The organism is Winogradskyella pulchriflava, assembly GCF_042434315.1.
GTDB lineage: Bacteria > Bacteroidota > Bacteroidia > Flavobacteriales > Flavobacteriaceae > Winogradskyella > Winogradskyella pulchriflava.
Map to the genome: position 1 here is coordinate 1 of NZ_JBHLTQ010000019.1, position 16,411 is coordinate 16,411.

Genomic DNA, 16,411 nt, shown 5'->3' on the forward strand with positions numbered 1-16,411 from the left:
ATTGTCCAAGGTCACATTTCCGGTGTTGGTCACTGTGATCGTATATTCTACGGTATCTCCTAAACTTGCTCCTACTGGTGCCACGTCGTTAGTGATTGCTACCGTCTTTACCGCTTCGATACTTGGGCAGTCCACATTATTTAAGGTTATAGGATTGTTAGATACTGCTAAACAATCTGGTGTTGACTGATACCTAACCGCAGGTGTATATGTCCCTGGCACTAAATTGTTGAACACATTTGACGTTTGCCATGGGCCTACAGCACCATTTACACTATACTCTATTGTACCACCACCATTATCCGTAGCGTCTATAGTAATAGAACCTTCATTAGTTGGACATGTTGGTTGAATTGCACTTGTTGTCAATTCTATCGTTGGAGGTGGTGTTAAGAAAGTTGGATCGTACATTACAAATACTTTTCCATCTCCACCATCTCCAGATGATGAGTTTCTAAACCTAATTCTAAATCCATAAATATCATTTCCGGCCGGTACAAATGCTGTCAATGGATAAATACTTATTTCAATATTCTGTCCCGAATAATTTACTGCATCAACTTCTATTCCTGTATCTATATAAGTTCCTGTAGATGTAACAACTAATGTTCCTATTGGATTTCCTGCTGCATCTAATGCCTGAACTCTATAAGAATTGTTTCCATTACGTTCTGATGCAACCATATATCTATTGGCTGCAGCAGTAATTGGTGCGTCATATTTTATATCAACAAAATCTACAGGATCAATATTATTATCCGTAGACAAATAATTTGTTAAATCCCTATCTCTGTATGCATCTAATAATTCTGGATCAAATACTGTTGGGCCATCGGTAATATTAGAACCCAAAGTACCCATATCATATAAGTATTGATTTGTAGCAGCTGGATTTGCAAAAGAATAACTAACAGTAGAAGGAACATAAAAATCTGTAAACGGGTTAGGCTCACCTGCTACTGTTATAGAATTTAATACTGCACCTGAAACCCCTCCTGTTCCTGTAATATCAAAAGTCACATCTGCAGAAGCTAAAGGTGCTGTAGGATTACCTGATGGTATTGCATCATCACATCCATCATCACTACACTCTGTAGGAGCCGTAAAAACAGCGGCGTCTGTAATTGAACACGTAGATGCATCAGAAAATGCTGCAGTCAAAGAAATATCATTCCCACTAGCAGAAAAAGCAACATTATTAAATGTATGTGGTGATGTTAAACCAACAACAGAAACTGTTGCTGTTCCATCACCTGTTAAATCTAATGTACCTGTTGCAGGTGTACCGTCAAAAGTAATTGTGATATCAGCGGTAAACGTATCATCAGTTATATCGCTTGGAGTACTATTATCATTACAGGCAGTTATATCTGAAGCTGTAATTGCTGTGATATTGAAGCCTGAATCTTCTAAAGTAATTGGATTGATAGAAACAGCTAAACAATCTGGTGTTGACTGATACCTGACTGCAGGTGTATAAGTTCCTGGTACTAAATTGTTAAATATGTTAGATGTTTGCCAAGGGCCTACAGCTCCATTAATGCTATACTCTATAGTACCACCTCCATTATCCGTAGCGTCTATTGTTATTGAACCTAAATTTGTAGGGCAAGTTGGTTGAACTGCACTTGTGGTAGCCTCAATAGTTGGTGGAGGAGTCAAAAAAGCCGAATCGTATAATACAAACACTTTACCATCTCCTCCATCTCCATTTGATGAATTTCTAAATCTAATCCTAAAACCATAAATATCATCACCTGATGGTACAAAAGCTGTTAAAGGATAAATACTTGCCGCTATATTCTCACCTGGAAAATTAGTAGGATCCGCTTGTACACCTGTATCAATATAGGTTGCTACAGATGTTGTTCTTTCAGTCCCAATAGGGTTACCAGCTGCGTCTAAAGCCTGAATTCTGTATGAAATATTACCATCTCTTTCGGTTGCTACCATATATCTATTGGCAGCTGCAGTAATTGGCGCATCATATCTAATGAGTACAAAATCTGCAGTAGTAATTCCTGGTGCTACACCATTATCAGCAGAAAAATAATTAGTTAATTCTTTATTTGAGTATGACTCTAGTAATTCTGCATCAAATATTGCAGGGTTATCATTGATATTAGAACCTAATACACCCATATCATACATGTATTGATTAGTCTGCGCCGGAATTCCGAATTGATATTCAACCGTAGACGGTACATATACCTCTGTAAAAGGATTAGGCTCACCAGCAACTGTTATTGAATTTAATAAAGCTCCAGCTACACCACCTGTTCCTGTAATATTAAATGTAACATCACCGGAAACCAATGGTGCTGTAGGACTCCCTATTGGTATTACATCAGAACATGTATCGTCACTACATTCGTAAAGTGCTGTAAAAACATTGCTATTATTTAAGGTACAGCTGACATCCGAAAAAGTTGCTGTTAAATCCACTGCTCCACCATCTGCTTGAAAAACAACATCGACAAAAGTATGCGGCGAGGTTAATCCAACAACAGAAACTGATGCTGTACCATCACCTGTTAAATCTAAAGTACCTGATGCCGGAGCACCTGTAAAAGTTACTGTTATATCAGCAGTAAATGTATCATCTGCTAAATCAGTTGGTGTACCATTATCATTACATGGGTCTAAATTAGAAGCACTGATATCTGTAATATCACAAGTAATACAACCTGCATCAACTAATGCAAAAGTATTTGGGCTTACATTAAGACATAAAGGAGCACTTACATACCTTGCTGCTATATTATAATTTCCAGGTGACACATTATTAAAAACATTAGACGTTTGCCATGGCCCAGCAGCTCCATTAATGCTGTACTCGATTGTTCCACCTCCATTGTCTGTAGCATTAATAGTTATTGAACCTTCATTAGCAGGACAAACTGGTTGTGTAAATGTAGAACTTAGTGATATTGTAGGTGGTGGTGTTAAGAAAAATGGATCATATACAATAAACACTTTACCATCACCGCCATCACCACCACTAGGACTTGCTCCAGTTTGTGTAAGTCTTACCCCATGAATTGGAACATTAGGGCCAACAAAAGCTGTAAGTGGATATATAGTTGCATGTACCTCTTGTCCATTATCATTATTTACACCCATCCCTATATAAGTTGTAGGACCATCCGCACCACTAACCTGATATATAGGACGTGGCGTACCAATTACGTTTCCAGTTCCATCTATGGCTTGAACCTCCATAGTGTTATTACCGCCACGCTCAGTAATTATAACATATCTATTTGAAGCGGAATTAATATCGTAATTAAATTCAAAGTTAACATAGTCCGTTGGAAATATGTTTCCATCTGTTCTATAATAATGATTAAGGTTTCTATCCGTATTAGCATCAATTAATGCTGGGTCAAAAATTGCAGGTCCATCTAAAATTGTAGCTCCATCAACGCCATTTTCAATTATTCTTTGATTAGTGGCACTTGGAGAGTTATATGAATAAGAAATATTATCTGGTACTAATAAGTTTGTAAACGGATTAGGTTCTCCAGCTATAGAAATAGAGTTGAATGTTTTTGGGTCAGTGTTTGCTCCTGGATTTGTTATATTAAAAGTTACATCAATTGCATCTATAGGTGCTACAGGACTACCTGGTGGTATTACATCTGCGCAGTCATCATCGCTACACTCATATGGAGCGTTCACTAAATTTGAATTTGTTAATGTACATGAAACTCCGTCTGAAAAAGTAGCTGTTACAGAAAGTGTTTCTCCATTTGCTGGTAACACAACTCCATTAAAAGTATGAGGTGATGTTAATCCAACAACTGACACGGATGCTGTTCCATCACCAGATAAATCTAGCGTCCCTGTTCCTGGTGCATTAGTAAAATTTACTGTGATATCTGCCGTAAACGTATCATCAGTTATATCAGCAGGTGTTGTATTATCGTTGCAGACAGATTCATTAGAAGATACAATAGAATCTATGCTGCATGCTAAAACAGTAACGGTTAAAGTTGCCTGATTAGAAGTTGCAGGTGTAGGATTTCCATCTAAAACATAATCATCTTCTACAGTATAATCTAAAGTTGCTACTCCTACAAATCCATTTACTGGTGTAAACGTTACATCACCATTTACATCCGCAGACCAAGTTCCTTGGGCATTACTGATGTTATTTTGTATTCCTGATGTAGAAACATCTAAGTCAACAGTAGAATCAACTATATTACCATCATAATCGATATCAGTTCCTGTAACATTGAAGGTTACTGGTGTATTTAATGTTGTTGTATCGGAATTATCATCTGCAACAGGAGCAGTGTTTATTGCATTTAGTGAAATTGATATCTGAATTGTTTCATAATTTACCCTTGGTTGGCCAGCTCCATTTTGACCTGGTAATAACTGTAATGTCTCTGATGTACCTGTAGCAGTAAATCTAAATCTTGTTGTACTCCAAGCATCCTGGGTAATAGTATTTATTATTTGAATTGGATTTGCACCTACCCTGTACCTAAACAAGTCAATATATGTTCCTGCATAATAATCCCCATTGTTTCCATCATTGAGTGTAGTGGCACTCAGTGTATATAAAACAACTTCATAATCTCTTCCAGCTGTTAGACCTGTCATGGTTGTTGTGACAATCTCTTCAGTAAAAGCTGGACCTAAATCCCTTAGAGAAATCCAATTCAAGTGACTATTGGGAGGTAATGGCAAAACATTACCTGGTACATTCCATGTTGCACCTCCACCTGTTAAGGGTGGTGCTGCAGCTTGTGTTGAACTAGAAACATCTGGAGTACCTGTTGTTACAACCCATCCTGTAGGAGCACATGTTGAACACGGACTAACTCCATCTGTTGGTGAAATATTCTGCGCAAATAAATTTAACGAAAAAGTTAAAATAAAGAAAAGAAAAAAGAATGATAAAATCTTTCTTAACGAGAATCGGGTAGAGATTTTCATAGTATTATATAGTTGATATAAATTCAATTTAACATAGTTTTATCGATAAAAATTTTTACCGATAAAATGCAAATATATTCGTTAAAGTGTAAAAAACAAATTAATTGTAAGATTTTTCAATAAAATAAAAACACTTAATGATAGATTTTTTACAACTAAGAGACATAAGTGTATCTTATGTCACTTAAATTTTAAATTAAACGGCCTAAATACAATTGTGAAGAGACTTGCTATTAATCAACTTCAAAATAAATTTAGTAAGAAAATTTTTCATAATATTTTCTTAATACAAATTTAGGAAAAAGATTTACACCTTTATTTTATCCTTACGAGATTATTGCCATATTGGTTTTTAATAACATTAAATTAATCTATTATTCATAGTATATTTGCATTCGCTTTTTAAAAGGACAATATGAGTTTTATTAAAGAAATTAACAGAAGACGAACGTTTGGTATTATATCTCATCCTGATGCTGGTAAGACAACATTAACTGAAAAATTACTTCTTTTTGGTGGTGCTATACAAGAAGCTGGTGCTGTAAAAAGCAACAAGATAAAAAAAGGAGCTACAAGTGATTTTATGGAAATTGAACGTCAGCGTGGTATATCTGTAGCGACATCTGTGCTTGCTTTTGAATATAATGGTATAAAAATTAATATTCTAGATACACCAGGTCATAAGGATTTTGCTGAAGACACTTTTAGAACCTTAACTGCTGTGGACAGTGTTATTGTTGTTATTGATGTTGCTAAAGGTGTTGAGGAACAAACTGAAAAACTGGTTGAAGTTTGTAGAATGCGTAACATTCCTATGATTGTTTTTATCAATAAACTTGATCGCGAAGGAAAAGATGCTTTTGATTTGTTGGATGAAGTTGAACAAAAATTAGGATTAAAGGTGACTCCACTTAGCTTCCCTATTGGTATGGGTTACGAGTTTAAGGGTATTTATAACATTTGGGAAAAGAACGTTAACCTATTTAAGGGTGATAGCAAACAGCACATTAATGATACGGTTGAAATTTCTGATTTAAATTCTGAAGAATTGGATAAACTTGTTGGTGATAAAGCCGCTCAAACCTTGAGGGATGAGATAGAATTAGTTAGTGGTATTTATCCAGAATTTAATAAAGAGGACTACCTCAATGGTGACTTACAACCTGTATTTTTTGGGTCTGCCTTAAATAATTTTGGGGTAAGGGAATTACTTGATTGCTTCGTTGAAATAGCACCAAAACCAAGACCTAAACAAAGTGAAGAACGGTTAGTAAAACCGGAAGAAAAAAAATTTACTGGGTTTGTTTTTAAAATTCATGCCAATATGGATCCTAATCATAGAAACAGACTTGCATTTATAAAGATTGTATCAGGAGAATTTAAACGAAACACTCCTTACCTACACGTAAGACATAACAAAAACCTTAAGTTCTCTAGTCCTAATGCGTTTTTTGCAGAAAAAAAAGAAATTGTAGATATATCGTATCCTGGAGATATTGTTGGATTACAGGACACAGGGAATTTTAAAATTGGTGATACACTAACAGAAGGAGAAATTATTAACTACAAGGGAGTTCCAAGCTTTTCGCCTGAGCATTTTAGATATATTAATAATGCCGATCCAATGAAAGCTAAGCAGCTTTATAAAGGCATTGACCAGTTAATGGATGAAGGAGTTGCTCAATTGTTTACTTTAGATATTAATGGCAGAAAAGTTATTGGTACGGTTGGGGCACTTCAATACGAAGTTATTCAGTATCGTTTAGAGCATGAATATGGAGCAAAATGTACTTACGAAAACTTAAATGTACATAAAGCATGTTGGGTACAAACAGAAAATGAAAAGAGTGAAGAATTTAAAGACTTTTTGAGAGTTAAGCAACGTTTTTTAGCCAGAGACAAGCGAAATCAACTTGTGTTCTTGGCAGATTCTATTTTTTCATTACAAATGACACAGCAAAAATATCCGAGTATTACATTCCATATGACCTCTGAATTTGAATAATTTGGGTATGCAGTTCATCGAATAGGCTTCAAAAAAACAACACTTCGTCGATAATATTTGTTTTTTATCGGTATTTTAATTATTCTTGATAACCAATACATAATTTCAGAATAAGATTAACCCCAAACTAATCTACTTATTATGGAGACAAACGCAAACGTTTTCAGTAATGAAGAAATTACTGTAACCTACGAACCTCGTTGTTGTGCAAATGCAGGTATTTGTGCTAAACAACTTTCAGATGTATTTAGACATTCGGTGATTCCTTGGATTGATTTAGATGGAGCGCAAACTAAAGCTATAATAAATCAGATTAACAAGTGCCCTTCTGGTGCACTGAAATATTATTTAAACAAAAAAGAAGTTGCCTAATTAAAAAACCATTCAACCACTTAAAAAAACAACCCTTTGAATTATTGATATTCAAAGGGTTGTTATATTTTATGCCTGTCCAGTTGGACCAAAATTTAATGGAATTGGTGGTTACTTGATGTAAACATTTCGAGAACCAATGTAACATATTCAAGCTTTGTAGGTATTCTTATAATTAAGCTTGACCTGTTGGTCCAAAATTTAAAGGTATTGGTGGTTGCTCGATGTAAACATTTCGAGAACCACTTTAACATGTTCAAGCTTTGTATGTATTCTTATAATTAAGCTTGACCTGTTGGTCCAAAATTTAAAGGTATTGGTGGTTGCTCGTAATCTTTGATTTCACCATGGGCTTTTTCAAAACGCGTAACATTATCACCTAAAGCTTTTAATAGTCGTTTTGCATGTTGTGGTGTAAGTATAATACGAGATTTTACTTTACTCTTTGGAGTACCAGGCATTATACTTACAAAGTCAACTACAAACTCAGAGACTGAATGATTGATAATTGCTAAATTAGAATATGTGCCTTCTGCTACTTTTTCGTCTAATTCAATATTAATTTGTCCTTTTTTAGGAGTATTTTTTTCGTCTGCCATAGCCATTCACTATTTTTTATTGTTATTATTTATTAAAAAGCCTTCAAACAAATTAATGTGTGAAGGCTTTAAATTCAATTATACTATACTTCAGAATAATGAGATCCTGAATCAAGTTCAAGATAAATTCGACTTGCAGATTTTACTTCGCCTTCGGCTTATAAATCTGAGTCTCATTTAGTTAAAGTTCATTTCTTCTTTAGCTTTCATCATTTCGTTAAACTCTTCTTTAGAACCTACAATGATGTTATCGTACTCTCTAACACCTGTACCTGCTGGTATTCTATGACCAACAATTACATTTTCTTTAAGTCCTTCAAGCGTATCTACCTTACCATTTACAGCTGCTTCGTTAAGAACCTTAGTAGTTTCTTGGAACGATGCCGCAGAGATAAATGACTTAGTTTGTAATGAAGCTCTTGTAATACCTTGTAATATCGGAGTTGCAGTTGCTGGATTTGCATCTCTTGCTGTTACAAGATTCTTATCTTCTCTTCTTAAGATAGAATTTTCATCTCGCAATTGTCTTACAGTAACAATCTGACCTGATTTTAAATTCTCTGAATCACCTGCATCTTCAACCACTTTCATTCCGAAAATTTTATCGTTTTCTTCAATGAAATCCGATTTATGAACTAGTTGATTTTCTAAGAAAATTGTATCACCAGAATCAATGATTCTAACTTTACGCATCATCTGTCTTACAACAACTTCAAAGTGCTTATCGTTAATCTTCACACCTTGTAAACGATATACTTCTTGTACTTCATTTACTAAATATTGTTGTACCGCTGAAGGGCCTTTAATATTTAAAATATCGTTTGGTGTAATTGAACCATCAGATAACGGCATACCCGCTTTTACATAATCATTTTCTTGTACAAGAATTTGATTAGATAACTTCACTAAATATTTCTTAACCTCACCTAATTTTGATTCGATTATAATTTCACGATTACCACGTTTAATTTTACCAAAAGATACTACACCATCAATCTCACTTACTACAGCAGGATTAGAAGGGTTACGTGCTTCAAACAATTCTGTTACACGAGGAAGACCACCTGTAATATCACCAGCTTTAGCAGATTTACGAGGGATTTTAACTAAAATCTTACCGATTTCAATTTTGTCTCCATCATCAATCATAATATGTGCACCTACTGGTAAGTTATAAGAACGAATAGTTTCTCCTTTTTTATCTTCAATCAATAAGGTAGGAATTAACTTCTTGTTTCTAGATTCTGAAATTACTTTCTCTTGGAAACCAGTTTGCTCATCAATTTCTACTTGGTAAGTTACACCTTGTTCAATGTTTTCATACTTCACTTTACCAGCAAACTCTGAAATAATAACACCATTATATGGATCCCATTGACAAATCACATCACCTTTCTTAACCTTAGCTCCTGGTTTCACAAAAATGTGAGAACCATAAGGAATATTATTGGTACTTAAAACAATACCTGTTTTAGCATCTACTAATTTTAATTCTGATGTTCTTGAGATAACTACATCAACTTCGTTGCCTTCGTTATCTTTAGATTTTACTGTTTTTAAATCTTCTATTTCAGCAATACCATCAAACTTAACAGTTAACTTATTTTCCTCAGAAATGTTACCTGCAATACCACCTACGTGGAATGTACGCAATGTTAACTGTGTACCTGGCTCACCAATAGATTGTGCAGCAACTACACCAACAGCTTCACCTCGTTGTACCATTTTACCAGTAGCAAGGTTACGTCCGTAACATTTAACACAAATACCTTTCTTGGCTTCACACGTTAATGGTGAACGCACCTCTATAGACTCAATTGGAGAATCACCAATTGACTTGGCTATTTTATCGTTAATATGTCCACCAGCTTCAACTAATAACTCTTCAGTTAATGGGTTATAAACATCATTTAAAGATGTTCTACCAACAATTCTAGCTTCTAATTTTTCAACGATTTCTTCGTTCTTTTTAAGTGCAGAAACCTCAATACCTCTTAATGTACCACAATCTTCTTCGTAAACAATTACATCTTGTGAAACATCTACCAAACGACGTGTTAAGTAACCTGCATCGGCAGTTTTAAGAGCCGTATCTGCAAGACCTTTACGCGCACCGTGAGTAGAGATAAAGTATTCTAAAATTGAAAGTCCTTCCTTAAAGTTAGAAAGAATCGGGTTTTCAATAATTTCACCACCACCTGCATTAGATTTTTTAGGTTTTGCCATTAATCCACGCATACCTGTTAACTGACGAATCTGTTCTTTAGATCCACGAGCACCAGAGTCTAGCATCATAAATACCGAGTTAAACCCTTGTTGGTCTTCGCGAATACGCTTCATAGACAATTCTGTTAACTCAGCGTTTGTAGATGTCCAGATATCAATAACTTGGTTATAACGTTCGTTGTTTGTTATAAGTCCCATGTTATAGTTACCCATAATGCCATCTACTTGCTTATTAGCAGCATCAATCATCGTATGCTTTTCTTGTGGAATAATAATATCACCTAAACTAAATGATAATCCACCTTGGAATGCAAACTTATATCCTAATGTTTTAATTTCATCAAGGAACTCAGCTGTTTCAGGAACAGAAGTTACTTTAAGAATACCATGAATAATATCTCTTAAAGATTTCTTAGTTAATACTTCATTGATATATCCTGCAGCTTCAGGCACTTTTTCATTGAAAAGTACACGACCTACAGTAGTCTCAATAATTTGAGTAGTTAACTCTCCTTCTTCGTTGAAATCTTTTGTTCTTACTTTAATACCAGCGTTAAGGTCTACCTTCTTCTCATTGTAAGCAATAGTTACTTCTTCTGGAGAATAGAATGTTAACCCTTCACCTTTTACAGTATAAGTTTCATCTGTTTTACGAAGCTTGGTCATATAATAAAGACCAAGAACCATATCCTGAGATGGTACTGTTACTGGTGAACCGTTCGCTGGGTTTAATATATTGTGAGAAGCCAACATTAAAAGTTGTGCTTCTAATATAGCTTCTGGTCCTAATGGTAAATGCACCGCCATTTGGTCACCATCGAAATCGGCATTAAAAGCTGTACACACTAATGGGTGTAATTGAATAGCTTTTCCTTCAATCAATTTAGGTTGGAATGCTTGAATACCAAGTCTGTGAAGCGTAGGAGCACGGTTTAGTAATACTGGATGTCCTTTAAGAACATTCTCTAAGATATCCCAAACAACAGGCTCTTTTCTATCTATAATTTTCTTTGCAGATTTTACAGTTTTTACAATTCCTCTCTCAATTAATTTTCTAATGATGAAAGGCTTGTAAAGCTCTGCTGCCATATTTTTTGGCAATCCACATTCAAATAACTTTAATTCTGGTCCGACAACAATTACAGAACGTGCAGAATAATCAACACGCTTACCAAGTAAGTTTTGACGAAAACGTCCTTGCTTACCTTTAAGTGAATCTGATAATGATTTTAATGGTCTATTAGAATCTGTTTTTACTGCAGATGACTTACGTGTGTTATCAAATAATGAATCTACAGATTCTTGTAACATACGTTTTTCATTACGTAAAATCACTTCTGGTGCTTTTATCTCAACTAATCTCTTAAGACGGTTGTTACGGATAATTACACGACGGTAAAGATCATTTAAATCTGAAGTTGCAAAACGACCACCATCTAAAGGCACTAAAGGTCTTAATTCTGGTGGAATTACAGGAACAGCCTTCATAATCATCCACTCAGGTCTGTTCTCTCTGTTTTCGTTAGAATCTCTAAACGCTTCAACAACTTGTAAACGCTTTAAAGCTTCAGTTTTACGTTGCTTAGAAGTTTCGTTATTTGCTTTATGTCTTAAATCGTATGATAACTGATCTAAGTCAATTCTTGCTAATAAATCGATAAGACACTCAGCACCCATCTTAGCGATGAATTTATTAGGATCTGTATCTTCTAAATATTGATTTTCTTGAGGAAGTGTTTCTAAAATATTTAGGTACTCTTCTTCAGTTAAGAAATCCATTTTTTGTACTGGCTCACCTTCTGCATTCATTGCATTACCTGGTTGTATAACCACATAACGCTCGTAATAGATAATCATATCTAATTTCTTAGATGGTAATCCAAGAAGGTAACCTATTTTATTTGGTAACGAACGGAAATACCAGATATGAGCTACAGGAACAACTAAGTTAATATGTCCTACACGATCTCTACGTACTTTCTTTTCTGTTACTTCAACACCACAACGGTCACAAACAATACCCTTGTAACGTATTCTTTTATATTTACCACAAGCACATTCAAAATCCTTTACAGGACCAAAAATACGCTCACAGAACAAACCATCTCTTTCTGGTTTGTGAGTTCGATAATTAATAGTTTCTGGCTTTAATACCTCACCACGAGATGCTGCTAAAACAGATTCAGGTGATGCTAAACCGATAGAAATTTTGTTAAACTTCTGTACTGTATTCTTATCTTGTTTTCTTGCCATGTCTTTTATAGTCTTCAGTTTGCAGTTTGCAGTCTTCAGTCCTTTTAAATTCGCAGATAAATACTGCTAACTGACGACTGCTAACTGCCGACTTAATTTATTCTTCTAATCTAATATCCAATCCTAAACCTTTTAATTCGTGCATAAGTACGTTGAAAGATTCTGGAAGTCCTGGTTCTGGCATTGGCTCTCCTTTAACGATAGCTTCGTAAGTTTTAGCTCTACCAATAACATCATCTGATTTTACAGTTAAGATCTCACGTAAAGTACTAGAAGCTCCATAAGCTTCAAGTGCCCATACCTCCATCTCACCAAAACGCTGACCACCAAATTGTGCTTTACCACCTAATGGTTGTTGTGTAATTAATGAGTAAGGACCTATAGAACGTGCGTGCATTTTATCATCAATCATATGACCAAGTTTAATCATATAGATAACACCAACAGTTGCTGGTTGATCGAAACGATCACCTGTGCCACCATCATAAAGATACGTGTGACCAAATCTTGGAATACCAGCTTCATCTGTATATTCGTTAATCTGATCTAAAGTTGCACCATCAAAAATTGGAGTTGCATATGTTCTTCCTAAATCTTGACCAGCCCAACCTAAAACGGTTTCATAAATCTGACCAATATTCATACGAGAAGGTACACCAAGTGGATTTAATACAATATCTACTGGAGTTCCATCTTCTAAGAAAGGCATATCCTCTTGACGAACGATACGAGCAACAATACCTTTGTTACCGTGACGACCTGCCATCTTATCACCAACTTTAAGTTTACGTTTCTTAGCGATGTAAACCTTAGCTAATTTTATGATTCCTGCAGGTAATTCATCACCAACAGAGATTGTAAACTTCTCACGTCTTAAAGAACCTTGTAAGTCGTTTTCTTTAATCTTATAGTTATGGATTAAATCTGCAACAAGCTCATTGGTATGGTCATCTGTTGTCCATTTTCCTGAAGTTAAATGCGTATAATCATCAACAGCATTTAACATTTTAAGCGTGTACTTTTTACCTTTAGGAATAATTTCTTCACCTAAATCATTATAAATACCTTGAGCTGTTTTACCGTTAACAATGTTGAATAATTTTTCAACTAGAATATTCTTAAGATCGTCGAATCTCTTATCGTAAGCATCTTCTAATTTTTCGATATCTTCTTTGTCTTGAGCTCTCTTACGCTTATCTTTTACTGCTCTTGCAAATAATTTCTTATCGATAACAACACCATTTAATGATGGAGATGCTTTTAAAGAAGCATCCTTTACATCACCTGCTTTATCACCAAAGATTGCACGAAGAAGTTTTTCTTCTGGAGTTGGATCTGATTCTCCTTTTGGAGTAATCTTACCAATTAAGATATCACCTGGTTTGATCTCCGCACCAATGCGAATCATACCATTTTCATCTAAATCTTTAGTCGCTTCTTCTGAAACGTTAGGGATGTCATTAGTTAACTCTTCGTTACCTAATTTTGTATCTCTAACTTCTAGTGAATACTCATCAATATGAATAGATGTAAATACATCTTCTCTTACTACTTTTTCAGAAATTACAATCGCATCCTCAAAGTTATACCCTTTCCAAGGCATAAAGGCTACTTTCATATTTCTACCAAGAGCTAACTCTCCATTTTGAGTGGCATACCCTTCACATAGTACTTGTCCTTTAGTAACTTTATCACCTTTCTCAACGATAGGCTTTAAGTTAATAGACGTTCCTTGGTTTGTTTTTCTAAACTTCACCAAAGGATATTCTTTAGTGTCACTATCAAAACTTACCATTGCTTCTTCTTCGGTACGCTCATACTTGATAATGATTTTTTCAGCATCAACATACTCAACAGTACCAGCTCCTTCAGCATTAATTAACACTCTAGAATCTGATGCTACTTGACGCTCTAAACCAGTACCTACAATTGGAGCCTCAGGACGTAATAATGGAACGGCCTGACGCATCATGTTAGATCCCATCAATGCACGGTTGGCATCATCATGCTCCAAGAACGGAATTAACGATGCTGAAATCGATGCAATTTGGTTTGGTGCAACGTCTGTATAATTTACATTTGAAGGATCAATAACTGGGAAATCACCTTCTTGACGAGAAATAATTTTCTCAGGAAGGATTTTTCCGTTTTCATCAACTTCAATAGTTGCTTGTGCAATCAACATATCTTCCTCTTCTTCTGCACTTAAGTATGTTGGAGCATTTTTAATATCAACAACCCCATCTTCAACTTTTCTGTAAGGAGTCTCAATGAATCCCATTGAATTTACTTTAGCAAATACAGATAAAGAAGAAATTAAACCAATGTTTGGTCCTTCTGGTGTTTCAATAGGACATAAACGTCCGTAGTGTGTATAGTGAACGTCACGTACCTCGAAACCTGCTCTTTCTCTAGATAAACCACCTGGTCCTAATGCTGAAAGACGACGCTTATGCGTAATCTCTGCAAGAGGGTTGGTTTGATCCATAAATTGAGAAAGCTGGTTTGTACCAAAGAATGAATTAATTACAGACGATAAGGTCTTAGCATTAATTAAATCTATTGGAGTAAATACTTCGTTATCACGTACGTTCATACGCTCACGAATAGTACGTGCCATACGTGCTAAACCAACACCAAACTGAGAAGACAATTGCTCACCTACTGTACGTACACGACGATTAGATAAGTGATCAATATCATCAATCTCTGCTTTAGAGTTGATAAGCTCAATTAAATACTTTATGATGGTAATTATATCTTCTTTGGTAAGCACTTGCTTGTCCATTCCGATATCAAGACCTAATTTTTTATTCATTCTGTAACGACCTACTTCACCTAAAGAGTAACGTTGGTCAGAGAAGAATAATTTGTCAATAATACCACGTGCTGTTTCCTCATCTGGTGGCTCAGCATTACGTAATTGACGGTAAATGTGTTCAACAGCTTCTTTTTCAGAGTTTGTTGGATCTTTTTGTAATGTATTATGAATGATTGCATAATCTCCTTGCTGCGCACTTTCTTTGTGTAAAAGAATAGTTTTTACTTCTGCCTCAAGAATTTCTTCAATATTATCTTTGTCTATGATTGTGTCACGATCTAATACAATTTCGTTACGCTCAATAGATACAACCTCACCTGTATCTTCGTCAACGAAATCCTCATGCCATGTATTAAGTACACGAGCAGCAAGCTTACGACCGATAACTTTCTTTAAACCAGATTTAGAAACTTTTACTTCTTCAGCAAGGTCAAAAATCTCTAAAATATCTTTATCGCGCTCAAAACCTATAGCACGGAAAAGTGTTGTTACTGGTAATTTTTTCTTTCTATCAATGTATGCGTACATTACACTGTTAATGTCCGTAGCAAATTCTATCCAAGATCCTTTAAAAGGAATTACTCTTGCAGAATATAATTTTGTTCCGTTTGCATGGAAAGACTGGCTAAAGAATACACCAGGAGATCTGTGTAATTGTGAAACAACTACACGTTCTGCACCATTGATACAAAATGTACCGCTAGGTGTCATGTAAGGAATTGTACCTAAGTAAACGTCTTGAACGATTGTTTCGAAATCCTCATGCTCAGGATCTGTACAATACAATTTCAATCTTGCTTTTAATGGTACACTATAAGTTAATCCTCTCTCAATACATTCTTCGATAGTATATCTTGGTGGATCAATGAAGTAATCTAAAAATTCTAATACGAATTGATTACGTGTATCTGTAATTGGAAAATTTTCCATGAAGGTATTATACAAACCTTCATTTCCTCTTTCTTCTGACTTTGTTTCTAATTGGAAAAAATCCTGGAAGGATTTAATTTGGATATCCAAAAAGTCTGGGTAATCTGTTCTATTTACAATAGAAGAGAAATTAATTCTTTCAGCCTTTTTTGCTAACATTGATGAACGAGATTTTTATTAAATAAAAACTAAAAATGTATATAACGTTTATATACACAAAAGGGTTTAGGTCTTATCCCGCAAAAAATTGCGGGA

General features: G+C 35.0%; 6 protein-coding genes. 2 read left to right on the forward strand and 4 right to left on the reverse strand.

What is annotated here, in order from left to right; translation table 11 throughout:
* On the reverse strand, positions 1 to 4,950 hold a 4,950-nt coding region (locus tag ACFFGA_RS15305; RefSeq protein WP_386065370.1), incomplete at its 3' end, for a CLIPPER-2 domain-containing protein.
* A gap of 415 nt (positions 4,951 to 5,365) precedes the next feature.
* On the opposite strand from ACFFGA_RS15305, the gene ACFFGA_RS15310 reads away from it, so the two are divergent.
* Positions 5,366 to 6,955 (forward strand): peptide chain release factor 3, encoded by a 1,590-nt coding sequence (locus ACFFGA_RS15310; RefSeq protein ID WP_386065372.1) that lies wholly within the window; start codon positions 5,366 to 5,368, stop codon positions 6,953 to 6,955.
* Positions 6,956 to 7,096: 141 nt separating this feature from the next.
* Positions 7,097 to 7,327 (forward strand): (4Fe-4S)-binding protein, encoded by a 231-nt coding sequence (locus tag ACFFGA_RS15315; RefSeq protein ID WP_386065374.1) that lies wholly within the window; start codon positions 7,097 to 7,099, stop codon positions 7,325 to 7,327.
* 281 nt (positions 7,328 to 7,608) lie between these two features.
* On the opposite strand, the gene ACFFGA_RS15320 is transcribed toward ACFFGA_RS15315, so the two are convergent.
* From ACFFGA_RS15320 to rpoB, 3 genes are all read right to left on the reverse strand, one after another.
* On the reverse strand, positions 7,609 to 7,926 hold the full coding sequence (locus tag ACFFGA_RS15320) for a DUF3467 domain-containing protein (RefSeq protein WP_386065376.1): 318 nt from the start codon (positions 7,924 to 7,926) through the stop codon (positions 7,609 to 7,611).
* Between the two features lie 177 nt (positions 7,927 to 8,103).
* Complete coding sequence (rpoC, locus tag ACFFGA_RS15325; protein WP_386065378.1) at positions 8,104 to 12,405, reverse strand: DNA-directed RNA polymerase subunit beta'; 4,302 nt, start codon at positions 12,403 to 12,405, stop codon at positions 8,104 to 8,106.
* Positions 12,406 to 12,502: 97 nt separating this feature from the next.
* Entirely contained in the window at positions 12,503 to 16,315 is a 3,813-nt protein-coding gene (rpoB, locus tag ACFFGA_RS15330; RefSeq protein ID WP_386065380.1) for a DNA-directed RNA polymerase subunit beta, read from the reverse strand.
* Positions 16,316 to 16,411: the final 96 nt, after the last annotated feature.

Coding starts and splice junctions, on each gene's coding strand:
- rpoC (WP_386065378.1), bottom strand. CDS start 12,405: ATGGCAAGAAAACAAGATAAGAATACAGTACAGAAGTTTAACAAAATT.
- rpoB (WP_386065380.1), bottom strand. CDS start 16,315: ATGTTAGCAAAAAAGGCTGAAAGAATTAATTTCTCTTCTATTGTAAAT.
- ACFFGA_RS15315 (WP_386065374.1), top strand. CDS start 7,097: ATGGAGACAAACGCAAACGTTTTCAGTAATGAAGAAATTACTGTAACC.
- ACFFGA_RS15310 (WP_386065372.1), top strand. CDS start 5,366: ATGAGTTTTATTAAAGAAATTAACAGAAGACGAACGTTTGGTATTATA.
- ACFFGA_RS15320 (WP_386065376.1), bottom strand. CDS start 7,926: ATGGCAGACGAAAAAAATACTCCTAAAAAAGGACAAATTAATATTGAA.